The organism is Bacillus pumilus (assembly GCF_024498355.1).
Taxonomy (GTDB): domain Bacteria; phylum Bacillota; class Bacilli; order Bacillales; family Bacillaceae; genus Bacillus; species Bacillus pumilus_P.
The window spans coordinates 1,313,424-1,337,617 of the sequence record NZ_CP101833.1 but is presented as its reverse complement, the minus strand read 5'-3'; the positions used below and the strand labels follow the sequence as shown (position 1 = coordinate 1,337,617).

General features: G+C 39.9%; 26 protein-coding genes and 1 pseudogene. 8 read left to right on the top strand and 19 right to left on the bottom strand.

Going from position 1 to position 24,194, the window contains the following annotated elements:
* Positions 1-31: 31 nt before the first annotated feature.
* From NPA43_RS06670 to fadH, 11 genes and pseudogenes are all read right to left on the bottom strand, one after another.
* Positions 32-925: a WD40/YVTN/BNR-like repeat-containing protein gene (locus NPA43_RS06670; protein WP_099728656.1), complete on the bottom strand. Its 894-nt coding sequence runs from the start codon at positions 923-925 to the stop codon at positions 32-34.
* Positions 915-1,391: a flavodoxin gene (locus tag NPA43_RS06665; protein ID WP_099728657.1), complete on the bottom strand. Its 477-nt coding sequence runs from the start codon at positions 1,389-1,391 to the stop codon at positions 915-917. Before NPA43_RS06665 ends, NPA43_RS06670 begins: the two co-directional genes overlap by 11 nt.
* 182 nt (positions 1,392-1,573) lie before the next feature.
* Positions 1,574-1,996: pseudogene (locus NPA43_RS06660) on the bottom strand (DUF4275 family protein).
* A 110-nt stretch (positions 1,997-2,106) separates the two neighbouring features.
* Positions 2,107-2,988 (bottom strand): transcriptional regulator CcpC, encoded by an 882-nt coding sequence (locus NPA43_RS06655; protein WP_099728658.1) that lies wholly within the window; start codon positions 2,986-2,988, stop codon positions 2,107-2,109.
* 96 nt (positions 2,989-3,084) lie between these two features.
* Positions 3,085-3,528: a cyclic-di-AMP-binding protein CbpB gene (gene cbpB / locus NPA43_RS06650; RefSeq protein ID WP_034281593.1), complete on the bottom strand. Its 444-nt coding sequence runs from the start codon at positions 3,526-3,528 to the stop codon at positions 3,085-3,087.
* Positions 3,529-3,674: 146 nt separating this feature from the next.
* Positions 3,675-3,866 (bottom strand): antirepressor AbbA, encoded by a 192-nt coding sequence (gene abbA / locus NPA43_RS06645; protein WP_003210802.1) that lies wholly within the window; start codon positions 3,864-3,866, stop codon positions 3,675-3,677.
* A gap of 149 nt (positions 3,867-4,015) precedes the next feature.
* Complete coding sequence (locus tag NPA43_RS06640) at positions 4,016-4,471, bottom strand: ribonuclease H-like YkuK family protein (protein ID WP_256499660.1); 456 nt, start codon at positions 4,469-4,471, stop codon at positions 4,016-4,018.
* Between the two features lie 201 nt (positions 4,472-4,672).
* Complete coding sequence (locus tag NPA43_RS06635) at positions 4,673-4,915, bottom strand: YkuJ family protein (protein WP_003212254.1); 243 nt, start codon at positions 4,913-4,915, stop codon at positions 4,673-4,675.
* Positions 4,916-5,099: 184 nt separating this feature from the next.
* Positions 5,100-5,996 carry a manganese catalase family protein gene (locus NPA43_RS06630; RefSeq protein WP_034324437.1) on the bottom strand — a complete coding sequence of 299 codons (897 nt, stop codon included), beginning with the start codon at positions 5,994-5,996 and terminating at the stop codon, positions 5,100-5,102.
* Between the two features lie 262 nt (positions 5,997-6,258).
* Positions 6,259-7,479 carry an EAL domain-containing protein gene (locus NPA43_RS06625; RefSeq protein ID WP_099728674.1) on the bottom strand — a complete coding sequence of 407 codons (1,221 nt, stop codon included), beginning with the start codon at positions 7,477-7,479 and terminating at the stop codon, positions 6,259-6,261.
* Between the two features lie 64 nt (positions 7,480-7,543).
* Positions 7,544-8,308, bottom strand: coding sequence for a 2,4-dienoyl-CoA reductase (fadH, locus tag NPA43_RS06620; RefSeq protein WP_099728660.1), 765 nt, complete (start codon positions 8,306-8,308; stop codon positions 7,544-7,546).
* A gap of 139 nt (positions 8,309-8,447) precedes the next feature.
* Here fadH and NPA43_RS06615 point away from each other — a divergent pair, with 139 nt between their 5' ends.
* The 3 genes from NPA43_RS06615 (at position 8,448) to NPA43_RS06605 (ending at position 11,311) form a co-directional block, all read left to right on the top strand.
* Entirely contained in the window at positions 8,448-9,305 is an 858-nt protein-coding gene (locus tag NPA43_RS06615; protein WP_230031166.1) for a metallophosphoesterase, read from the top strand.
* 157 nt (positions 9,306-9,462) lie between these two features.
* Positions 9,463-9,960 carry a L,D-transpeptidase family protein gene (locus tag NPA43_RS06610; protein WP_099728662.1) on the top strand — a complete coding sequence of 166 codons (498 nt, stop codon included), beginning with the start codon at positions 9,463-9,465 and terminating at the stop codon, positions 9,958-9,960.
* A gap of 73 nt (positions 9,961-10,033) precedes the next feature.
* Positions 10,034-11,311 (top strand): MFS transporter, encoded by a 1,278-nt coding sequence (locus tag NPA43_RS06605; RefSeq protein ID WP_099728663.1) that lies wholly within the window; start codon positions 10,034-10,036, stop codon positions 11,309-11,311.
* A 236-nt stretch (positions 11,312-11,547) separates the two neighbouring features.
* On the opposite strand, the gene NPA43_RS06600 is transcribed toward NPA43_RS06605, so the two are convergent.
* Positions 11,548-11,733: a hypothetical protein gene (locus NPA43_RS06600; RefSeq protein ID WP_230031165.1), complete on the bottom strand. Its 186-nt coding sequence runs from the start codon at positions 11,731-11,733 to the stop codon at positions 11,548-11,550.
* A gap of 192 nt (positions 11,734-11,925) precedes the next feature.
* On the opposite strand from NPA43_RS06600, the gene NPA43_RS06595 reads away from it, so the two are divergent.
* A complete protein-coding gene (locus NPA43_RS06595) occupies positions 11,926-12,141 on the top strand; it encodes a hypothetical protein (protein WP_034324450.1) in 216 nt (71 codons plus the stop codon).
* Between the two features lie 584 nt (positions 12,142-12,725).
* Here NPA43_RS06595 and NPA43_RS06590 read toward each other — a convergent pair.
* Positions 12,726-12,863 carry a hypothetical protein gene (locus tag NPA43_RS06590; RefSeq protein WP_256499515.1) on the bottom strand — a complete coding sequence of 46 codons (138 nt, stop codon included), beginning with the start codon at positions 12,861-12,863 and terminating at the stop codon, positions 12,726-12,728.
* Positions 12,864-13,222: 359 nt separating this feature from the next.
* On the opposite strand from NPA43_RS06590, the gene NPA43_RS19235 reads away from it, so the two are divergent.
* Positions 13,223-13,480 carry a tyrosine-type recombinase/integrase gene (locus NPA43_RS19235; protein ID WP_371930227.1) on the top strand — a complete coding sequence of 86 codons (258 nt, stop codon included), beginning with the start codon at positions 13,223-13,225 and terminating at the stop codon, positions 13,478-13,480.
* A 248-nt stretch (positions 13,481-13,728) separates the two neighbouring features.
* Positions 13,729-14,190, top strand: a complete 462-nt coding sequence (locus tag NPA43_RS06585) for a YkyB family protein (protein WP_008356877.1) — start codon at positions 13,729-13,731, stop codon at positions 14,188-14,190.
* Positions 14,191-14,225: 35 nt separating this feature from the next.
* Here NPA43_RS06585 and NPA43_RS06580 read toward each other — a convergent pair whose 3' ends face one another.
* From NPA43_RS06580 to NPA43_RS06570, 3 genes are all read right to left on the bottom strand, one after another.
* Entirely contained in the window at positions 14,226-15,134 is a 909-nt protein-coding gene (locus NPA43_RS06580; RefSeq protein ID WP_256499514.1) for a chemotaxis protein, read from the bottom strand.
* 73 nt (positions 15,135-15,207) lie between these two features.
* Positions 15,208-16,518, bottom strand: coding sequence for an MFS transporter (locus tag NPA43_RS06575; RefSeq protein WP_249704659.1), 1,311 nt, complete (start codon positions 16,516-16,518; stop codon positions 15,208-15,210).
* 126 nt (positions 16,519-16,644) lie between these two features.
* Positions 16,645-17,184: an RDD family protein gene (locus tag NPA43_RS06570; protein ID WP_099728668.1), complete on the bottom strand. Its 540-nt coding sequence runs from the start codon at positions 17,182-17,184 to the stop codon at positions 16,645-16,647.
* A gap of 298 nt (positions 17,185-17,482) precedes the next feature.
* Between NPA43_RS06570 and NPA43_RS06565 the strand changes: the two genes are divergently transcribed.
* Positions 17,483-17,638, top strand: a complete 156-nt coding sequence (locus NPA43_RS06565; protein ID WP_155762186.1) for a hypothetical protein — start codon at positions 17,483-17,485, stop codon at positions 17,636-17,638.
* A 63-nt stretch (positions 17,639-17,701) separates the two neighbouring features.
* Here the strand turns inward: NPA43_RS06565 and NPA43_RS06560 are convergent, their stop codons facing one another.
* Entirely contained in the window at positions 17,702-18,586 is an 885-nt protein-coding gene (locus NPA43_RS06560) for a cation diffusion facilitator family transporter (RefSeq protein WP_256499513.1), read from the bottom strand.
* 291 nt (positions 18,587-18,877) lie between these two features.
* Between NPA43_RS06560 and NPA43_RS06555 the strand changes: the two genes are divergently transcribed.
* Positions 18,878-20,050, top strand: a complete 1,173-nt coding sequence (locus tag NPA43_RS06555) for an aminotransferase A (protein WP_099728670.1) — start codon at positions 18,878-18,880, stop codon at positions 20,048-20,050.
* A 25-nt stretch (positions 20,051-20,075) separates the two neighbouring features.
* Here the strand turns inward: NPA43_RS06555 and NPA43_RS06550 are convergent, their stop codons facing one another.
* Positions 20,076-21,905, bottom strand: coding sequence for a PAS domain-containing sensor histidine kinase (locus NPA43_RS06550; protein ID WP_256499512.1), 1,830 nt, complete (start codon positions 21,903-21,905; stop codon positions 20,076-20,078).
* Positions 21,906-22,060: 155 nt separating this feature from the next.
* On the bottom strand, positions 22,061-24,187 hold the full coding sequence (locus NPA43_RS06545; RefSeq protein WP_099728672.1) for a peptidoglycan D,D-transpeptidase FtsI family protein: 2,127 nt from the start codon (positions 24,185-24,187) through the stop codon (positions 22,061-22,063).
* Between the last annotated feature and the right edge of the window lie 7 nt (positions 24,188-24,194).

The window sequence follows — 24,194 nt, the reverse complement described above, 5'->3', positions numbered from 1 at the left end:
AACCTTTTCTGTCACTTTTTCTTCCTCCTTATCAATGAATCAGCGCAGGCTCCTCATAAGGCCTGACAAACTTGCTTTCATATAAACCCGCGCAGAAAAAATTTTCGTTTTGATTGGCTACACGAAAACCGTGTCCTTTGATCGTATCAAACCATTTGAGCTCTTTTTGCTCTATATCAAGCTGATACACTTTAGAAAACCCGTGTTCGTCTTGCGAGGTGGTCACATACACAATGCCATTATCCTCTGACACATCCAAAAACGATTCTTCTCTAGCGAAGGCCTGTGATTGAATATCATGTAGAATATTTGTATGTAAGTCTAGAATTTGAACTGATCCTTTCTTGCCTTTTTTTGAGCCTAACGCACAGACAAGAAGATGTTCCTCATAGAACAGCATAGAAGCTGTCATTCGATGCTCTTCTCTGTTTAGTAGAAAAATCTGTTCACTCTGCAAGTCATACACCCATATTCCTCCATGAACCTCATGAATCTGTGTTCCAATATAAAGGTGATCACCTGCAACACATAACGAACGAATCACTGGAGGATGATTCACGTGAGCAAACGGCTTCATAATTTCCCAGGAAATCCCGAAATCGGTTGACACATAAATACTGTGTTTTCCATGTGCGCACACAAAACCATCTTTGCGCCCTGTAATAGACCAAACAACTGCATTTGTTGGAAATGACGATAGCGCCCACGTATTGCCCTCATCCCCTGACCTGATCACTGTTCCATTTTCACCAACACCAAATAAATAAGGCCCAATATAGCTGATGGCATGAATTTTATGCTTGAGCTTAAACAGCTGCTGCCACCCGCTCTCAACACTGTAGTGGAAAATACCTTCTCGTTTTACCGCGACAAAGTATCCACCACTTTTAGATGCAGCAACGGCCGTTGCACCTTTATGAAACATGATTTTCAACTCGTTTCTCAGACAAAGAGGCCCACGTTAAAAAGCTGGTGGCAAATTCCTGACAGCACGCCACATCCTCATCTGTATCTGGCGCAAGCTCCATTTTCAATGTTTCAGGAAATACGGATGCACCTGTTGATTTCAGCATGTCATGGAATGTATGAACAGCCTCGCAAAACTTCGGATAACTGTAATCACCAGATCCGAATACAGCCGCTTTGATGTCACTAAGTTCAAGAGTAGAGACCTCTTCATAAAAATCCTCTGCTTCATAAGGTAAATCTCCATCACCCCAAGTATAGGAACCGATCAATACATAATCGTATGAAGAAAGATCCTCTGCACTCGTATCATCAAATTCCATCATCTCTGTATCTATCCCTTTTCCTTGAAATGTTTGCTTTAAGATTGCTGCCATATCTTCCGTATTGCCAGACATACTCGCAAATGCAATTAGTGCTTTCATCTATTGGTCACCTCATCTAAATGATAATCATTTTCAATTATTATATGTACACTTTAAATGATAATGATTTTCATTGTCAAATGTTTTTATGAATAAGCGTTGTTCAAGATAAAAAGAACCCACATAAAAAACCGCTCATTCCAATTGGAAGGCGGTTCTAAAATGATCAGGATATCATAGCTTTATGATTCACTCGTTTTATGTTTCTGAATAAAATATGGACCGCAATCGGTTTCGTGCGTCATCACAAATGTCCAATTTTCCTCCCAATCCATGACATACATATCGCTGTAATCCATATCACCATCTTTATATGGTCATTCATTCATTGAGAGTGCACTAGCGTTTTCAAGAAGATATGCTTCGTCCACAAATTGATAAAAAATTGTACATTTATGCTTTGTTTGAAGAAATGCGTTTATCGCTTCCTCTTTTTCAAGGCATGCAACCTTTCTCCAGCTGCATAAGTGCCATAGAAAACCATCTATCCCGATCTCTTTTTGTTCTTCTAATGAAAGATGGCTTGCAAAACGTTCACGCCATCTCCCTCGTAAATATTTTCCCCACTTCGGTATGTCAATCTTTCTTCTTTGTTTATTTCTCATCATTTGATCCAGCTTTCTGCTTTTTTCGTAGTATGATAAATAGGCGAGAATTGAATTCAACCAAGAACGTTCACTTATCCTAAAAAAGCACCTCCTCTTCCAGAAGGTACTTACACTGCATCACTTTCAAGCATTTCTTTCACTACACCAACAAATGCTTGAACCTGTTTTAACTGAAAAGATGCTTCATAGCCTAAAAGCCATGTGTCACGTCCAATTTGTTCTCCATTTACATCAACGAGCGGGGTTTTATGAACACTTTTTTCGTGGTCATATAAGGTGACAGAAGGCAAAATGGCATAGCCGATGCCATGATAAGCCATTTGTTTACATGTCTCAATTTGGTCCACAAGAATCGTCTGCTTTGGGGAAACTTTAAATTTTTGGTGCCACCAGTGCTGGATTTCCTGATAATAGGTGCTGTCGCTTTTAAATTGAATAAACGGCCGTTCTGTCTCAATTAACTCATCCACGTCCTTGATCACGGAATCAACTAAATATAAATGATCAGTCATCAAATATTCCTTTGTCCCCTTCCAATCAGGGTTTCCGCGAATAATGCCAATGTGCACATGGTCTTCATACAAGCTTTTGAGCATTTCACTACTCCAGCCGGTAACAAGTGATACTTTGGCATTTGGATACTTTTCGACATACCGCTTTAACACCTTTGGCAGCCAGTGCTGTCCAATAATGGACGCAACTGCAAGCTTGAGTGTGCCATGAATTTCTCCTTCAAGCTCATCGATTCTCTCTCTCACTCGATCTTGCTCCGTCGTGACCTCTTTTGCAAACTGGATAATCTGTTCACCTGCTGAAGTCACGGTCAGCCCTTTTTGTGAACGAAAAAAGATTTTAGTTCCCCATTCCTTTTCGATCGTTTGCAACCTTTGAGATAATGCAGGTTGAGAGACAAAGAGCCGCTCCGAAGCCTTTCTCATATTCAATTCTTCACTTAGCACAACAAGCATATGTAACTCTTGAAGCTGCATGGGCGTCCCCTCTCCCTCTATAAGTTTTTCTTATTCCATATGATCATTATATAAATTTTAACTTATGAAGGCAAAAAAAATAAGCTGGGCTGCAGCTCATTTTTTCGCGGAATGAATGACCTCATTTAAGCGCTTTAATACAACACGTCGAGTAAAAATCCCTTCAAATACTTGCTCCTCATTTTCTACACAAACAAATCCATTATTCGTCACAGCGTGAACGCCTTTTAGCACAGGATCAGTTGTTTTGAGTCTTGGAATATCCGTTAACATGACCTCTTCTACCTTCAACTGGTCCAGTTTCTCGAATTCAATTCGTTCTAAACCAAAAATTTTATCCATGATCATATTCGTTCCGATTAACCCGTGTAGATGATAAGAAGCATCTAATACTGGTATGGCTGTATATCCTGTTTTTGTCAAGACCAATAGGGCATGCTCAAGATTATTTCCAATTTGAACATGTGCCACTTTATCTGCATCAATCATATGCTCCGCTACTGTTGACTCAAGCAATTGAGTCGGTTCTATCTCTATCATGTTTCTTCGACCCCTTTTCTCTCGATCATCAATCATACATTCCCCTATAATATTAAGCATAAACTAAAACGAAATTTGTCGAAAGATTTTTTCTGCATAAAAAAGATACTCAGCCCTCGAGTATCTAATAGAATGTTAAACCAATATTAATTCTCAAACCTTACTCTGTCATACAATGTGATCAATTGCTTATACGTATTGTCGTCGACATTTTTTGTCCCACATTCTATATCATTGATCTCACTGCTTAGTAATTCGACAGCATATTCCTGATTCAGCAATACGTTTAATAATAGCTTTTTCTCTTCTTCATTAAAACGATTTTCGATGACGCTCATTCAACATCAGGCCCCCTGTTTCATATATGCTTTTATATTGATTAGCAGGCTTTTGAATGTCTGCTTCCTCTCTATACAGCTAGAATAAGGAACTAGAATCGAATCGTCAACCGCACGTTTCGACAAGGTTTGGAGAAAAATGACGGAATTTATTTTGTGTATCGATTGGCATAGCAAAATGCTGCATATGAGTCGGGTTTTATTTTTGCTTCAATTCCCATAGCTGTGATCATTCCGGTCATTTCCTGGATCAGCTCTTTCGTACTTCCTTTTTTGCCAATATCTAGATGGGCTTCAAAACGAAGGTCTGCCCCTTCCTCAGCAAACGGAAGAAGCAAATCCATCAGTTCTGTTAAAGGACCCTCCAGGATGTCTGCACATACCTTTTGGGTAAACGCTGTCTCTAATGAAATTTTTTCTCTAAGACTTTGCACAGGCCTGCTGATCACTTGTTGTGTGAGACAGCCCCAAGCTCCTTTGCCAATCCGGTGAAGATGAATTGCAGTCATAAATGTTGTGATATTCTGATTGACTTGAGAATCCGTGCCGATTGATAACACATAGACGGATCTAGGGTCTTTTCGAATAAAGTCTTTCATTCTCATGACGACATCAGAAAACGCTAAATAATCTTCAGAAAGATTGTAGAAAAAAGAACTCACAGAAAGGAACTCCTTTTTAATGGTCTCTTTTCCGAAAAATGCGCTGATTGATCATCTTCCATTTGTACATCACCTATGATGACAAGTGTATATTGCCGCAATAAGCGAAGGAATCCTCAGAAAAAACATTTCATACGATTCAGCTTAGGATTGTAGAAGCTCAAAAATTTCAATCGAAATCATATCAATGTTGTCAAATGGGAAAGTGTTTGGCTTATCCCCTTGTTGAAAAACAGTCAATTCAAACGTTTGATTCTTTTCGAAATACTTAACACTACAGATTTTCTCACCGTTCACTTCAAAATAACGCTGTGCCGGCTCGTTTGCAGCTTCTGCTGTCTCTTGAAGACTTTGCAGCCTTGTAATGATACCCATTAATTGTGACATTCTAAAAAAAGACTCCTTTCAAAAAAACAACTCAAGATGAACCCGTATTGATTATACACAAGTCCTACAAAGCATCATACCATAAAGTGTTCTCAGATGATATTTTTCCTCTTGAATTCAAAAAAAGAAAAAGAATCTGTTTTTTTATTTTGAGTCTTTTCTCTCATCTCATACACGATGTTTTTTATAAACCGGCAGATCTCATGAGCCGTTTGGCAATTTCGTCAAAATCCTCTTTTGAAATACCCGGGGCAAACTCTTCCGGTAATTCTCTATAATCTGGTACAGGCGCACCTTGCGGGGTACCCTCAATGACTGTCAGCGGCTTTCCATCAATCGGGTGGCTGCCTTTCCAAATTTTATTGATATCCTTGTAATCCGTATCACTAAATGTGTACAGCTTCGTATGCATGTTTTGATCTTCAAATTTCCTCGCAGAGTCAAAGTATTTGTTGTCGAGGTTTGGAATCGGCAGCATCTTTCCTACATCTACTCCTGTGGCTACCTCAAGCGCTTTTGCATATGCCACAACATGCACACCGCCCCTTACAAGTAAATATCCGATCATCTCTCTTGCCGTAGGATGGTCCGTCATTTCATACACACGCATTTTATGCGTACGAGCCCCGCATTCAAGAAAGAAATTATGAAGAAGATCAAGAATCAGGTTACCACTTGAGAACACATTCTCTCCTGTCCAAGGTTTTGCCATTGAATCAAACGGATAGCCTGTTTGTGCCGTTTGAATAAAATGCTGTGTATTTCGTTTATCGACAGCCGCTTTCATCGGTGTCGTATCTGGATCTCCGCCATGAGTGGTCCCCGTAATCATGAGATTCACAGCCGTTGTCACAAGCTCTACATGACCGAATTCTTCAGCTGTAATACTTGATACGAGGTCATAAAACGGTTTGAGTTTTCGTTTCCCTCTAAAGTTAAAGGATTGAAACATATAATTATTTAATGTGGACATTTCACCAAATTTCCCGCCGAGTAATTCTTGCACAGCAGCGGCCCCATTTGCATCTGGGTGATCTGGTCTTGGCAAATCAATCAGCAGCCGCTTGTCACGTTTGATCATGACTTTTCCCTCCTACCGTCTAACTATCATCATTTAAGATGTATGGAGGATTTGGGATGTCCTATGCATAAAGGAAAAGATTGAAGCACAAAAAAAACTTGGCGGGGGTAGCGCCAAGTTTTTTGGATCTTGATCTGATAGAGGGGTTGGGGAACAGAGAGTAGCTTCTCTCTATAACTAAATGATAATGATTATCAGTTTCATTGTCAACCATTTTTTTATTTCTTTTTTCTATCAAAAAAAGCAGCCAGAGCGGCTGCTTTTAAATTAATCCATCTTGCTCATATAGATAGGCATATGGAAGATCTATAAACAAATACATGTCTCCCTCTAACGGATAAGAAAACGTTCGTATCCGCTCCCCTGTTTCTAAATCACTGTAAATATCGCTGAAAAATCCTTTCCCGCTTATTCTCATTTGGAGAATATTCGCCAGGAAATAAGGGCGCCAGCTCCAGTTTTTCTCTATATACTCCGGCTGAAACAGCCATTCTTTTTCTTTTTTAAACACATTTCCAGTGATTTGAAATCCTTCCTCATTACACATATAAATTCGAAAGCTGCAATCTGTTAGTTCGAGTGCCAGTTTTTGTATGAGTTCATCATTTGTGCGGCATGATTTTTTCAAGGTCGTAACAGCTTGGTGAATTCGTTTATAAAATGTTTCAGAATGTTCGTAAACAGCTTGAAGCTTCTTTTTCTCATGGGCAATAAATTGTTGAAATTCTTCTCTAAGCTGATCTTTTCGTTTGTTGCGGTCGATTAATTCCGCCGTAGGCTCATGCAGATAGAACCCTTGAAAATATCTCCCGCCATTTCTCCATGCATACTGCAGCTGAAAATTCGCTTCAATGTCCTCATAAATTAAAGCCGCCCCTATTTTTCTCGCAAGCAATGAAATGCTGTACAAGACATACTCATAGGAAGGGGAAGGAGCGGACGCCCTTAATGCGTGTAAATCTATTTTTAATAGATCGGGTGAAAGCAGGCCAATCCGGTCAAGGTTACTGCTTTCTTTTCCTATATTAGATACGGCGATTTTGATCCCATATGTACGATAATACGTTAACGTATGGTAAAGCTGTTCAATGTCGCCGCTAAACGTATGTTCAGTAAATTCAATGACAAACCGATTAAGCTGAATGCCTCTTGCTTCATATTCCTTTAAAAGCTCTAAAAAGCTTTCGCCATGATCAAGCATGAGAATATTGGCATCATGATTAATAAAAATGAGCAAATCTTCATCAGCTGTTGTGAAGAGATCAAGTGCTTGACTAAGTACTTTTTGATCTACTTCCAGTTTATATTCGTCAGGAATAGATGAATCCGTAAAGAAGGAGCCTAGGCTAACCGTTTCAGACTCAAGCTTCATTCTTCCTAGAATTTCATAGCCTATCACTTTTTGCTCTTCCGCACTGAAGATCGCTTGATAGTGCGGGAAAACATCTTCAATATTCGTTAAAATATCTAATGGATCGACCATTTTCATCACCTGCTTCTCTCTTTGTGTGATTATACCACATCAAAAGCAGGTCTTACACGGTCATTCAAAATGGTGATTGGTTGAGCCATTGACCCCCATCCATCGTGATACAATCTCCATTAATATAAGACGCATGTTCAGATAGTAAAAAGGCCGCAAGCTCTGCAATTTCCTCTGGTGTGCCCAGTCTGCCAAGAGGGACACTATCTAAAGTTTTTTGCGCTGCCTCTTCAGATTCCCACAGTTTATCAGCCCCGCCTGTTCTCTCGATTGGTCCTGGTGCGATGGCATTGACGCGAATTCGATACTGCTTTCCCCATTCTACTGCAAGCGTTCGAGTAAGAGACAGAACTCCTGCCTTTGCTGCTGCTGAATGCGCCACACCTACACCAGCACCCCATGCATAAGTGGCCACCATGTTGATCATACTTCCCCTTTTCTTTTGACGAATCCAGTAATTACCCACTGCATGACTGCAAAAAAATGTGCCATTTAACACAATATCAATGACCGCTTTCCAGCCGTTTGGAGACAGTTTTTCTGCTGGGACCAAAAAGTTCCCTGCTGCGTTGTTGATGAGTGCATCAACATCGCCAAATGTATCCACCGCAAACTTCACCATCTGATCGGCATCCTCTGGTTTTCGCACATCCATTTGGAAGTAAGCAACCGATCCTCCTTCCTGCTTAATATCACTTGCAGTCTTTTCCAGCGTTTCTTCTGTTCTTCCAGTAATCACAACATTCCAGCCTCCGAGTGCCAAATGGGTAGCCATCGCCTTCCCCATTCCGCTTGATCCTCCTGTGACAATCACTGTTTGTTTCGTCATTTGTTCTCCCCCTTTGTACACTTTGAATGACTATTCATTCATTATTTTTCTATCATATCATGATTCCCCCTCCGTGCACCATATGGGAGATTTAACAAATATCATGCTATACTTAATTTTATTTTTAAAGGAGTCTTATATGAAGCAACTTACCCGCAGACAGTTTTTAAAAGGAGCAGCTGGTGCGAGTATTCTCGGCTTTTTGGCTACAACATGTGGATATGGCTATGCCAGATACATCGAGCCGCACATGCTCGATGCCGTGTCACTGACCATTCAAGATGCTCAGCTTCCAGCTTCATTTGACCAGTTTAAAATTGCCCAATTTAGTGATGTTCATTTAAGCGATACATTTCCTGCTAAGGATCTAGAAGCCGTCGTCCAGAAAATCAATGCTGAATCTCCAGACCTCATTGTGTTCACAGGTGACCTAGTTGATTTTCAGGCATCTATTGAAGAACATGAAAAAGCAAAAGCTTATTTGACTAAGCTGAATGCTCCGTTTGGTAAGCTGGCGATATGCGGAAACCATGACTACGGACCATTTGGCGTGGAGCTTTATGAGAAAACGATGGAAGCTTGTGGATTTACATTATGTAAAAATGATGTGTTTCTTTTAGAAAAAGAAGGGGCGCACATTCAGATCGCTACACTGGATGACCTCATGATGAGCGTGCCAGATTACGACCTCATCAAACGGGAAGTATCCTCTGATTTATTTACTTTACTGCTCGTACATGAGCCTGATGCTGCACTGGAGCTGAAACAAGCGCCCATTAACTTACAGCTCTCTGGGCATACGCATGGCGGTCAAATACAGCTTCCTTTTTATGGACCAATTCTCACAGCACCTTATGGCCATACATATGTAGAAGGTTTATACGGCAGCTATCAGCACCGCATCTATGTCAACCGCGGGCTCGGGACAACAAGACTGCCGCTTCGATTTTTAGCCAAACCTGAATTAACCTTTTTCACTTTCACATCTCGCGTATAAACAGAAGCCAAACCGCCCTATCTTGCATATGTATAATTAAAGATATTTCTCATGACAAATGTTAGGAGAAACCTTAGTTGGCCTGATTCCGTCCATATAGTATATCTGGTGACGGACATTATGGCTTCTTTTATTTGAGTAAAAGGAGTGTCCTTTGATGCTGCGATACACGGTGAAAAGTGGAGAAACACTTGCTTCTATAGCGCTTGATTTTCGAACAACGACAGATGCCTTAAAGGCTGCAAATCCGTCACTTCAGGCTCGCGAGCCAGAACAAAATGAGGTCATCATCATTCCTGGGTTGCCGGATCCTAGCACGATCCCTTACCGCATCTCTGTTTCGATTTCAACGAAACGTCTCGTTTTGTTTTCTGGATCACAGCTCATTCGTTCGTACCCGATTGCAACAGGAAAGATATTAAATATGACACCGACAGGTTCTTATTATATTGTCAACAGACAGCCCAACCCAGGAGGTCCCTTTGGCGCCTATTGGCTGAGCCTTTCGAAAATTCATTACGGCATCCACGGTACGAATAACCCGTCTTCAATTGGTAAAGCTGTTTCTAGAGGATGCATTCGCATGTATAATCAGGATGTCATCGAACTTGCTTCACTCGTTCCCAACGGAACACCTGTGACCATTAGCCAGTAAGAGAAATCAATTGTATGAATGGTTAAAATTTTATATGATATAAAGTGGGATCTTCAGGTTAAGGAGCGTATTTATGGATATTTTTAAAAACAGAAATTTTGTTCGTCTCTTTTTTGCAGCACTTGCCTCGCAAATGGGGACAACAGTAGGCAATATGGCGTTTGCCTTTTATTTACTTGACCATTTTAGTCATCAGCCCGCCTACGCCACATTGGCAGAGCTAATGTATTCACTCCCTACCATCTTTGTCTTTTTTATGGTCGGTGTGGTCGCAGACCGTTTTGATCGTAAAAAAGTCGCGGAGAATTGTGATTGGATACGAGCTGGGCTGACGATTGTTTTATTTGTCGTCATTTATTTTAATTCACTTCCACTTATTTTCTTGATCTTGTTTATACGAAGTGCCATTACGAAGTTCTTCTATCCAGCTGAAGCATCTCTCGTACAGGCGATTTTAAATAAAGATCAATATGCAAAAGCCGCTGGCTTAAATCAAATGCTGTTTAGTTTATTTATGGTGTTTGGTGTTGGAATCGGTGCTATTATGTATAAAACCATTGGGCTTCATGGTGCCATTACGATCGATTTGATCAGTTTTATTATTTCCGGCATCCTGATTCGTTCATGTAACATTCCAATGGAAGCGCGTCAGCCAAATGGACAAGCAGGCTGGAAAAGTATGACCATTAAAACGTCTCTTAAGGATTTTAAAGAAGGCATTATTTATATTTTAAAAAATAAATTACTGGCTTCCTTAATTTTTGGCTTCTTCGTTTTCGGTCTTGTCAATGGCGCATTTGCAGTCCTTCCAATGTTTACAATGAAATATGGTCTTTCACCAGAACACTTTGAATTGCATACATCTTTCTTTACGATCGCGATCGGTGCAGGGCTTCTTGTTGGAAGCGTAATGGGCTCTGTTCTCGCTAAAAAGGTGAAAATGCAATATCTCATGTCGATTCCGATTCTTATTGCAGGCATTCTCATTTTTGTACTTGGTTCTACCCATACATTGTGGTTATTTTATGTCACATCATTTGTCATTGGAACATGCATCGGTCCAATCAACATTGTTATTGGCGGCTGGTTGCCAAGAATCGTCCACCCTCGTCTGATGGGACGTGTGTCAGGATGGGTTGATCCGCTCACTATGTTTGCCCAATCAATGACGTTAGGTTTGATTGCGGTACTATTTCCAAAGCTCGTGACGAATATTTCATATATTTATTACGGAATGGGCATGATTATTTTACTCGTCTTCCTTTTTTACTTCATTACACTGCCAAAGTTCAGCAGAGAAGCTGCCGAGTTAGATGTACAGCGTGAATTAAAAGGTCAGGGAGTTCAATAAATGAACATCTAAAAGGGCTAAAATGATCTTCATTTTAGCCCTTTGTCTTCTTTTCAGCGTGATAGAAAACCTTTGCAGTCTAGGAAGGACGAGTAGCGGAGCGGAGCGAATTTGAGATTCGTGAGCACCGGAGCGCAGGACTGACACCGAATGCGAGGGTTTGTCTACACGCTGGGGCTTTCTTTTTGAGAAAGTCTTTTTTTCATGGCTTCAACGTCCTTCATGTCCTAGGACGTTTATTTTTTCTGTTGATTGAACCGATTTGAAGCAAAATCAATGATTCTTTCGACTGCATAAATGCTAATAAACAAAATGAGAAAGAGAAGTAAAGGATGAATTGGTTGATCGTCTATCACATACACAATCCCTCCAACGACCAAAGCGATGAATAAAGGAGCTAAAATGTCTTTCAATAGACACATTCCTTTCTTTTATCATATACACCCATTGAACTTAATCTCATATTCATTATAAAGGTTCTTTTAGATGATCATCCTTTCTTTTTTTGTTTTTTTAAATAACAGATATATGTATAAAAATGTAACAATTTTAATAAAAATTCTTTACATTATTGGAAGTTTTATAGTAGGATAGTCAAGTTGGAGGTGAGGGGTATGCTAAAAAGTTATTACTTTATTCATTCAAAAGATGATCACGGACAGTATGTTGTACATACAGAAGATTGTGCGTTTCTAGGAGATGCTTCAAGCCGTACATTAATTGGTCTACACATGAATGGTGAAAGCGCCATTGAAGAAGCCAAAAAAATGACGAATGACACTGATTTTAATGGTTGTTTTTATTGCGCTTATTCTAGTCATACAAAATAGTCCATTTTTTAAGCCATATGTTCGACCCTGTTGTCTGGCATATGGTATAAGCTTTCAGACGGAATCATGACTCAACATAAGAAAGAAATACAAATTGAGAAACTACCCATTTATTTAAATAGGTGGTTATCAAGATCTAATAGTTCACTTTATATATATTTCATTTCCATCAGTTCTTATAAGAACTCCCTATTGCCTCAAAGTCTCTCTTTTGCTCCTTCAATGAAAAGAGTCGCATTCTTTCCAGCTGACACGGCTAGATGAGACATGAAGACGGATGTATGGGGGTGTTTTTGCTATGAAGATGGTATGCTCCTGATAAACTGCACCTTTGACTGTATGATGATATGTCAATAACAGGGATGCATTTTTTACATTGTGTTTTCACTTTTGTGTAGACGAATTATTATTCTTATTTTGTATAGGGATAGTGATTGAAAGAGCTAAGGATAATAGGAATATTAATATATATATAATCCCATTATAAATAAATTGTTTATTTATAATGATTTGTATAAATCCCGTTAATGATATTATAAAAATCAGAATACACAATACACGAACTAGATTCATTTATATACCACCTAACTAATATTTTTTTCAAAGCATTCGCCTATGTTAAACCCTGATAAGAATGTTAAGCCATAAAAGCAAGGCGCACAAGCTGTTCCCATTGTTACACTACAAGCTCCGCCACAGATGCTTCCTGCTAATGTAATCATCGCCCAACTAACTCCTTTTGAAGATAAACAATTGTTAAAACCATTCCACCATTTAATTATTAGACAAATTGACTCCATGTACAGTTAATGCGTACCATACAATCTTCAAAATTGGTATTAATGCGGCTGTCGAAAACGAAATAATAAAGAAGAACCGCTTTAAAAAGATTAAAATAAAAAAAGACAACCCAAGCACAATGATTGTCGATAATTTTTTTACTGCTGAACAATTAAGCATTTTTCTTGAAGGCGCTCAAAAAGTATTTCGCACTATACTGCGCTTCTCATACTTGGCCCCCCAAAACTAATAATAGTTACCGCACTATAAAGTCAGGGGGAAAGTAATAAACCAATTAAAATTGTACCAAAAATGGTGTAAAGAGTTAAATATTTCCTTTGGTCATCCTTTAAAAGAAGAAGATTTCATATTAATTAGTCGGACGAATGGAAAACCTATATCACCTAACTCACTTAATTATGCTGTCAATATAGTTGCCGATAATCAAAATCTAAAGAAAATTACCGTTTATGGTTTAAGACATACTCATGCGACTATACTGATAAGCAAAAGAATACCAGACAAAGTAATTGCTGACTTGGAAATAACCCTCCAATGATCGATGACATATATATATCCATACTTTCTAATAATTAGAAATAGTTTCAGTGGAAGTTTTTGAAGAGGCTATGAATTTATAATTTTGGGGAAGTATTGGGGGTTGATTCTAAAACATTAAATTTTTAATCCTCCCTAATCCCTTTATACCAAAGGTTTTCTTTTTACAATAACTCCATTTGCAATTTACCAATAAAAACGTATAATTTATACTAAGCACAGGAAGACGAAAGACAAAGGAGAGAAAAAATGGACGATTATGCTCATACTAAAGACATAGAACCTACAGCAGAAAACATCGCAAAAGCCATTTATACTGTTAACCGCCATGCTAAAACCGCACCAAATCCCAAGTTTCTTTATCTTTTGAAAAAACGTGCGCTGCAAAAACTATTACAAGAAGGTAAAGGAAGAAAAGTGGGCCTACATTTCTCTAACAATCCCAAATATAGTCAACAACAGTCCGACGTGCTGATTGAAATTGGAGATTATTATTTTCATCTGCCACCAACTAAAGAAGACTTCGAATTTTTGCCACACTTAGGAAATTTAAATCAATCATATCGCAATCCGAAGGCGAATATGTCATTAAACCGAGCAAAACAAATCCTTCAAACGTATGTTGGTTTAAAAGAAAAACCTGCCGCCACAAAACAAAAATCACATTATACGAAACCCGTCTTCAAACGACTCGGGGAAAGTTATTTTTAAACAGAAAAAACCACTCAGGCCGAGTGGTTTTTTCTTTAGATAATAAAGTGATCGACCTTTTCAATGAGCTGATGAATTTCTGGTTTACTAATTTGATCATCTGCTCCGATCGTTTCCCCTTTATGCCGCAAATCTTCAGTGATTAACGAAGAGAAGATTAGAATCGGAATGGAGCTCGTTAAAGGGTTTTCCTTTAGCAGTTTTGTTAATCGATGACCATCCATTTTGGGCATTTCGATATCTGTAATCATCATATCAATTTCTTCTGTCACACTGATTCCTTTGCTGACAAGATCCATGACATGATCATATGCTTGTTTGCCATCTTCAAAGGTCACAATGTTTTTATAGCCTGCTTCAGTTAATTCATTCGTTAATAGACGCATGAGCAGCGGAGAATCTTCAACAACATACAGCTTCTTCCCTGTTCTTCTCTCGTCTTTCTCACCGTCAAACATATGATACGTTTCTACTCCAGAAGCGGATTCAATATCATAAATGATTTTTTCGTAATCTGGAAGGAAAATCATTTTCCCATCAAGCTTAATAATGCCTGTTAAATGACGGTCCATGCCTTGATTGAGTGCAGTCGGCTTTTCAATCTCTTCCCAGCTGACGCGGTGAATTTGTGAAACCGTTCCTGTATGGAACACAAATTTCCGTTGGTTGAATTCAGTCACGATATACTTCTCTTGTTCGGACCGATCTGACTCGACATTAAAAAAGGAAAATAGATTGATGACTGGTAAAATCTCGCCTCGTAAACTAATCATACCTTCTACGTCTTGGTGAGAGTGCGGTACAACCGTCAACTCAACTGGCTGAATGATTTCTCTTACTTTCATCACGTTAATGCCGTATTGATTTGAACCAATTTCAAACTTCACAATTTCCAATTCATTTGTACCAGAGTCAAGTAAAATTTCTTGTTTGTTTAAAGCCACGGAAATCCCTCTATTCTTCTATATAAGATTGTACTTTTTATATCGGCAGCATGGGTAAAAAGTTGACGTTTCTTTACGCTTTCTCTCGTACGAATTGATGAATCACAAGTCCTATCGCTGCAAGGATGAGTAAAGACCCTAGTGCAAGGCGGCTTGCGAGATTTCCGTGCTCTGCAAATAGCAGTGTGACTGAGCCATAAATGATCGGTCCGACAATTGAAGACACCTTCCCTGAGAAGGCAAAGAGACCAAAAAACTGTCCGCGTTTTTCTTTCGGTGTCAGCTCAATAATCAATATGCGTGATGCCCCCCAGCTCGCGCCAAGTGAGATCCCAAATAAACTGCCCGCTACCCAGAATACCCATTCTGTTGAAGCTGTCACAGCCAGAATCAGCGCAACGATTAAAATGACATAAACGACTGTAATCGAGCGCTTTGCCCCGATGGCTTTTGTGATATATCCAAATAGAAAGGATCCAATGATACTTGAAATGGTTGATACAAGATAAAGTAAAATAAATTGCCCAGCGGTAAAGCCAATGATGATTTTGGCATAAACGGCCATCATCGCAATTGCTGTCTGTAAAGCATCATTCATAAAAAAGAAAGCGATCATAAACATAAAAGCTGGCTTGTATTGCTTCATATCTTTGAACGTGCCAATAATCTCTTTATACCCGCTGAAAAAAGACGCTTTTTTCACTTGCTGTGGCAGCGGATAAGGATCTTTTACAAAAAAGAGAAAGGGCAGAAAAAAGAGAAAGAATAAAAGTGCTGTTGGGATAAACGCTTCATGAAACTGGTCATTGCCGACAAGTAAATAAACAGAGAGGCCGACAAGTGTTCCTAAATAGCCAACGGCGATGCCAAATCCAGAAATAAGAGGTATTTCATCCTTTGTCCCAAGATCGGGCAACATGGTGTCATAAAAAACAAGACTAGAATGATAGAAAAATTTTGCAATCACAAACAAGGTGACCACCACTAATAAGGAGACAGGCAGCCCAAACCATTCGTTTGAGAAATCAATTCCAGCAAAGATCCCCATCAAAAATGTACAAGCAATACAAATCAGGGTAAACACCGTGATGTAGCGCTTCTTCTTTCCTGTACGATCGATTAGCACACCGTATAAAGGTGTAAAAATCACGAGGAAAAAGCTGGCTAGTGCGTTTGCATAAGAAATAAAGGTACTGGCGATCTGATCCATTCTCGCGCTGTCCCCTATCGTTTCCTGCAAGTAGAATGGAAAGAAAATGGTGATCATATTTGATGAAAATATCGTATTTGCAAAATCATATAGTGCCCAGGCCAAAACAGGTGCTGTCAAAAACAGCCCGAAGCCTGCCCCTTTTTTCTGTACGGTCTTTTTTCCTGTTCTCAATATATTGTCTCCCTTCCCTGCCTGGATTTTCACTATCATTCTACTTTATGTGACGTTGCCCTCTTCCATACAAGCGATCTATGCAAAAAGCACCCCTTACTATACTAGCAGAGGTGCTTCTTTTCATTATTTCTTCACTACAATGGTACTTGCAATCAAATCGTGAAGTGCTTGTTTTTTCTCTGTGAAAAAAGCAATGATGTAGCCAATACATAAGATTGGAGACAAAAAGCCTTTTGCAAAAAAGCGGCCTGTTGCTCTTCCGAATGTCACTTTTTCGCCCGTTACTTTTGTGACTTTGATCCCAAGAGCCATTTTGCCAAGAGTTCCTTGCAGTTTTGATGATTCCATGATGGCGTAATAAAGCCATGTCACCACGATACCGATCAAAATCGCTCCTACGTAGAAAAAGATAAGTCCCATAATGACAGCCCATTCTTCATCCGTTATGACGGTTGTAGAGTAGTAATAGCTGTCATCCTCTAGCATCAATGCTGCCTCTGGGCTTGAGACAAACAAGAGTGTCGCCAAAATAAACATGATGAAGGCATACGGAACACCGATAATGACACCGTCCAAAAGGTGAGCAAGAAAACGATAGCCCACGCCTGCTAGCTCAGGATGCTTCTTTTCTTGAATGTGTGGTTCTGCTATGTTTGTTTCCATCCTATTTCTCCTTTATTATGTATGTTTTCTATAAATTTCTTATAATCATTCGTTATTATATCTTATGGATATAGCAAGATCAATGGAGCTTTACACTTTTACATATATTTTAGATCAGCGTGTCATGAATGATTTATGTGAATAAATACTGAAAATTTGTGAAAATCATGGCACTTCTAGTTCTTTTATCTCCTGTCCTTTTAACATTTTGTGATATTTTCGTCTTATTTCGATTCTTCTGTTGACAATCGCGCTTCACATGGTACAATATTCAAGGATTTTTTAAAGAAAGGTGTTCATGATGGGAACTGTCGTACTATTAAAGAACAACGAAATGACTGTGATTGAAGATATTTGCGAAGCTGATTTTTTAGACATGAAGCATGGTTTGTCAAATGATGACACAGCTTATATCTCTTGGTATGAAGATTACGATACTGCTTATGGCTATTGATTTCATTTCATAGATGAAGCGTAAAAAAAGGCGATACAACCTGTAGGCAGGTTGATCGCCTTTTTACGTTTGTGAACTTCTTTCACTTTCAGGTTCCACATGAATAAAGATTTGTGCATGCGGAAATTCATGCTGAATCTTCTCTTCGATTCGATCACATAATTGGTGAACATCTTTAATGGTAGTTTTTCCATCCACAATCAAATGGAAATCAATATATTCTTCTGCACCAGACCGTCTTGTTCGAAAGTCATGGTATTCAATGAATTCTTGGCTGAATGCTTGAATGATAGCTTCTATCGATTGTTCTTCCTCCGGTGTTAACCGGGCGTCTACAAGCGGCGGGAAGGCTTCCTTCATGAGTTTAAACGCTTCACGCATAATAAAAAGGGCCAGAATCATACCAATGATCGGATCTAGGAAATACCAATCTGTTAATGCAACAAGCAATAAACTAAATGCCACCCCTAATGACGTATAAACATCTGTTAAAAGATGCAGCGCATTCGATTTCATGGCGACAGAATGTACTCTCTCTGCCTCTTTGTTCACAACCCTCGATACAACAAAATTGATGAGCGCGCCTAACAGCATGACCACAATGCCAAGTATAGGCAGCTTGACGGGCTCTGGATGCATTAATTTGTGAACACATTCGTATATGATCCAAATGCCAGCAACAAAGATCAACAGGGTCTCAATGGTTCCAGAAATATTTTCGACTTTTCCATGTCCATAAGGATGTTTTGAATCTGCTGGCTTTCTTGAAATACGAACAGAGATAAATGCAATAAAAGATGCCATTAAATCGAGAAAGGAATGAATGGCTTCTGATAAAACAGCAACAGATCCAGTTAACAGCCCCACAATGATTTTTAAGATCACAACAAATGTGTTACTCATCACGGATAGAAATGCTATTTTCGATGTCTTCGCTGATTGTTCCATCTATCGTCCTCCTTCAGGAGATCGTATGTCTATGAAAGCCATTCCCATGACTTCATTCTCACGTTCTTTCATTTTACGCAGTTTTGCCGTTTTCTAATCATCATCACAGCCTGTATTTTCCGAGCTGGTTACGCTATAATAAATGTTGCTCTTTCTTCAATATATCACTCATGCTGTGATGGATAGGAGAATAGACTACATATAATGATATCCGATGCCCTTCCGCAGGTGACATTTATGCAGTGAATGGTAAAATAGGATAAAAACATAAATATTTTAAGGTGATGAGAAATGGAGCATTTGCTGAATCCAAGAGTAAAGGATATTGAAATTTCAGGCATTCGAACATTTTCAAATCTCGTATCGTCATATGAGGATGTCGTTTCATTGACTATAGGTCAGCCCGATTTTTATACGCCGCATCATGTTAAAACAGCTGCTAAAGCAGCCATTGACGAGAATTTCACCTCATATACTCATAATGCTGGTTTCCTAGAGCTAAGACAAGCGATCCAGCATTACATCAAGAAGAAAGTGAATCTTGATTATGATGCAGAGTCAGAAATCATTGTCACAACAGGTGCAAGTCAAGCAATTGATGCTGCGTTTCGAACCATTTTGACTGAGGGTGATGAGGTCATTTTACCTGGACCTGTTTACCCTGGCTATGAACCGATCATTCGAATGTGCGGCGCGGCGCCCGTACATATCGACACAACGAATGCTGGCTTTAAATTAAATGCCAAGCTGATTGAGGATGCATTAACGGAAAAGACAAAGTGTGTTGTCCTTCCTTACCCTTCAAACCCAACAGGTGTCACACTTTCTGAAGAAGAATTGAAAGAAATTGCCCAGCTGCTTGAAGGAAAGGACATCTTTATTTTATCCGACGAAATTTATAGTGAGCTGACATTTGATCGGCCCCATCATTCAATTGCCTCTTTCCTAAAGGAACAGACCATTGTGGTCAACGGACTGTCAAAATCTCATAGCATGACCGGATGGAGAATTGGCTTTTTATTTGCTTCAGCTCCAATTGCTAAACATGTATTAAAAGTACATCAATATAACGTGTCTTGTGCCTCGGCTGTCTCACAAAAGGCGGCACTTGAAGCCGTGACAAATGGTGTAGATGATGCACTCATCATGAGAGAGCAATATAAGAAGAGACTCGATTATGTATATGATCGGCTCATTTCTATGGGGCTTCCGGTCATTAAACCTTCTGGCGCTTTTTATATTTTTCCATCCATTGAATCGTTTGGAATGAGTTCATTTGATTTTTGCATGGAGCTGTTAGAAAGTACAAGACTTGCTGTCGTACCTGGCTCTGCTTTCTCTCCATTAGGCGAGGGGTATGTGCGCCTTTCCTATGCATACTCACTTGAAACGCTGAAAGAAGGACTTGACCGGCTAGAACAATTTATACTTGAAAAACGTTCCATACATTCAACAGACGAATGAAACAACGGCTCTCTTGCCGTTGTTTTTATTTTGCAGGAAACATGATGTGAAACACGGTGCCCTTCTCAGGCTGACTATCGACACGGATCGTCCCGTTGTGATTTTCTAAAATATTAAATGTCACCATGAGGCCGAGTCCAGTGCCCTTTTCTTTTGTGGTTAAAAAGGGCTCTCCTATTCGCTTCATGACTGATTCAGGAATGCCGACCCCTTCGTCTCTAATGGTGACGAGTATCCCATCTCTTTCTGCTTTGGCCGTAATGTCTACCTTTCCTCCGTCCGGCATGGATTCTACAGCATTTTTGATTAAATTGATAAACACCTGCTTGAGCTGATTTTGATCCCCGTTCATTAGGAGATCCTCCTCAATGTCACTTGTGTTCATTAAAATTCCATTTAAGTTGGCCTGTGTTTCTAACAAAGCCGTGACTTCGCTGATGATTTTTTTCAAATCAAGCGTCTGCATCGATGCAGTTTGCTGCGGCTTCGCGAGCATTAACAACTCACTTAATATAACCTCAATCCGGCTCAGCTCAGAGAAAACAATGTCGAAATATTGATCACGATCTTTTGTTTTCGGTTTAATGAGCTGCAAAAAGCCTTTAATGGCCGTCAATGGATTCCTTATTTCATGTGCAATGCCCGCTGCCAATTGGCCTGCAATCGATAATTTTTCAGAGCGCAGCATCAGTTCTTCTGTCTGCTTTCGCTCGGATATATCTCTTAAAATAATTTGAACGGCTGTTTCTCCAAAGAATGTTGTTGGGATACAAACCATTTCTGTATAAATCAGCTTATGCTTAAACGTATGGCAGCTCATCGTGACAATCTCAGAATCTGATGCTCTTTCAATAATACGCGACAAGCTTTTTTTGACTTTTGGCTGATCACAAGAATGGATTTGATGAAAGATATCCTTTCCTATTAATTTATCGTAATGTTCGGCTTCAAATAATTTAATGCCCGATTCATTCATAAACACCCATTTATGATCATGGATGACCGCAATCGTATCAATTGAATTTTGGATAAGCAGCTGATACCGCTCTCGGCTTTTTTGAAGGACGGTTTGGAATTTTTTACGAGATGAGATGTCCACTAAGAGCAAAAGCTCTGCCCGCTGATTTTGATAGATCGTAGGCGATGACTTTACTTCAATGTGAATGCTGCTCCCGTCTTTCCTCTTCCATTCTTGTTCAATCATTCCGACTGGAAGGCCTTGCTGCAGTCTTGTAATTCGGTTTCTCACTATGTCGTGATAATCCTCGGCAATAAAATCAAACGTGGACTTGCCGATCATGTCATCTCTTGTGCATACCCCCATTAATTGCAGCATCGCATCGTTCGCATACACAATTTTCCCAAGCGCCGTAATACATAACGGATTTGGCAGCATAGCAATTAACTTTTCAGCTTCACTGACATTTTGGAAAGCCGGTAGACTGCATAACGACTGTTCTGACACGTCTGATGTTGTTTGAAATGCTGCTTTTTGAGGCTCAGAGTCCAGCACCCTCATTTTCAGGATCATTTCTCTACCTAATTCGTTGTCTAAACCATCACAAGCAACAAAATCAATGCTTGCTTCAATCCAAACAGCTGTAAGATCACTTCTTAGCAGTCTAAAGTGGCAAATCTCTAGCATGTGCTGATTGTAGAAATAGCTTTCGACGAGAAATTGATCTTCGTTATGAACAAAGTCCTTCAAAAAACACCCTAGTACATCCTTTTGTTCATAGAGCAAAAGCTGTTTACAGTTGGAAGAAATGTAGAGAAAGCGGCCATTAGAAGAAAGAACGGCATGTAAATCAATATTCGAATACAACTGATTCGAATCTTTCATTTTTTGTTCCATCGTCGTCCGACCCTCCTTTTATTTTTTTAGGGTTGTCCTTAGATTGATGTATAAAAAAGATTCGCTAGAAAACCCGTATTTTCCTTCCATAATCGAGTGAAACGTCCATATTTTCAGCAAAAAAGAGCACATTCTCTTGCTGTGCTCTCTGCTGTTTATTGCTTTTCGTATTTTTTTTGTAATTCAACGTACTTATCAACAATTTTACTCGGGATGGTTTTAATGACAGGATCTTTATCTGTGACATAAGGGGTCACGACACTAAAAGCCACCTTTGGATTAGAAGAAGGATAATATCCGCCAAAGGTTAAATTGTACGTGGCATTTCCCCACCAGCTGCGGTTGGCGCCATAGTAAAAGGTTTGGGCTGTGCCTGTTTTCCCCGCTACATCATGCTGACCGAACCGGCCAGCGGCAGTCCCACCTGTTGATGTGACCATTTTCAGGCCCATTTTCACGCGGTCAATATCAGCTTTCGAGTTGTTAATGGTATTCAGCACCTTCGGCTCATATTTTTTCACAACCGGGCCTACTTCTTCCTTATTCGTTGGAAGGTGAACACTTTTCACCACTCTTGGCTGAACACGGTTGCCTCCATTGGCGATTGTCGACATGTATTGTGCGACTTGAAGCGGTGTGTACGTGTCATACTGTCCAATTGCTTCATCAAGTAAGAGCCCGCCGACCGTCTTAGGATGCGTCTGCATTCCGCTTGATTCCTGCGGCAGGTCGATCCCTGTTTTCACGCCAAGACCGAATTGCGCATAATAATTTCTCATTTTTTGTAAATGCTCAGGTCTTGCTGGCAGAGGACCATCCTTTTGATAGGTGATGCCTGCCATCCTCATCGCTACTTGGAACATATAGACGTTTGAGCTTTTTTGAAGCGCCTGAAGGTCATTAACCCACCCAAGAACTTTGTAAGACCTTTTCGGTTTCCCCCCACTCCCTGCAAAGTAGAGCGGTGTATCCATATAGGATTGATTGTGTGACATCCCGTCTTGATAACCAGAGAGGACAGTGGCTCCTTTTACGACAGAGCCCATCTCATATTGCGTTGTAAAGTTTCCAATGGCATAATCTGTGACATCTCTGCCGTCCATTTTCTTTCCTGACATGGCGAGAATGTCGCCTGTGTTAGGATCCATCATGACAACAAATGCCCGGTCCATCATATAGTTTCTTGCACTAGCGGATCTAAGCTCTGATTCGACGATCTTGTCGACTTCCTTTTGCAGCTCCATATCAAATGTCAGCGCAAGGTCAAGTCCTCTTCGTCCCTCTGTCCGCTTGATTTCATCAAGCAGCTTCCCGCCGACTTGTGTATATTGAACGGTTGCTTTTTCTGGATTTAAGAAATCCTCGTATTGATATTCTAAATAACTCTTCCCTACCCGGTCATTTCGCGAGTAGCCTCTTGCCATATAGTAATCTTCACGCTCTTTCATGATTCCTTGCTCTGGTGTGGTCACACCGCCAAGTACATTATAAAGGGTCTTTTCATACGGATATTTTCTTGTCCAGTCATTGATGACATTCACGCCAGGCAGTTCATCAAGGTGCTCTGATACAAGTGAAATTTCTTCGTATGTCAAACTCTCTGATGATGTCTGTTTTGATTCTTTTGTTTCATCGAGTAAAGCAACTTTTTCGTCCCCTTTTTTCTCTTCGTTTGGGTCCATTGCTTTCACAATTTGAGGCTCAAAGGCATAGCCGCCTGTAAATCTTCGGTAGATCGCTGCAACTGCTTTTTCGTTTGCATCGTTTTCAATGGCCTTTACTTCTTTCTTTGGCACACGCTTCACTTGAAGCGGATAGACATCTTTCGCATTGATATCCTTTTTCTCTGCTTTTGAAATAAGCTTATCGGCTTCTTCCGGGTGGCTGGCCAGCCAGAAATCTCGAATGTCTCGCTCTCTCAAAAAATCAGTATCCATTTTTATATAAGTCGCAAGTTTTCTTGCTACCTTAATCTTATCCTCCGCTTTCACACCGCTTTCTGATGTATAAACGATCGCAGGTACACTTTCGTTATCAACGACGACTCTTCCTCTCGCGTCATACATTTTTCCTCTTGGAGACGGGTATGATGCTGTTTTGACCTCTGTTCGGTTTGCTTGCTTTTTATAATCCTCACCATTGACGATTTGCAGCACACCGAGCTTGATCACAAGTACAGCAAATAAACTAAATACAGCGAAGAAAAAGAGATTAATCCTCCAGGCGTTCCGGCGCTTGATTTTTTTCTGCTCGGCAGCACCTTGATGCTGTTTCTCTCCCACTTATGTA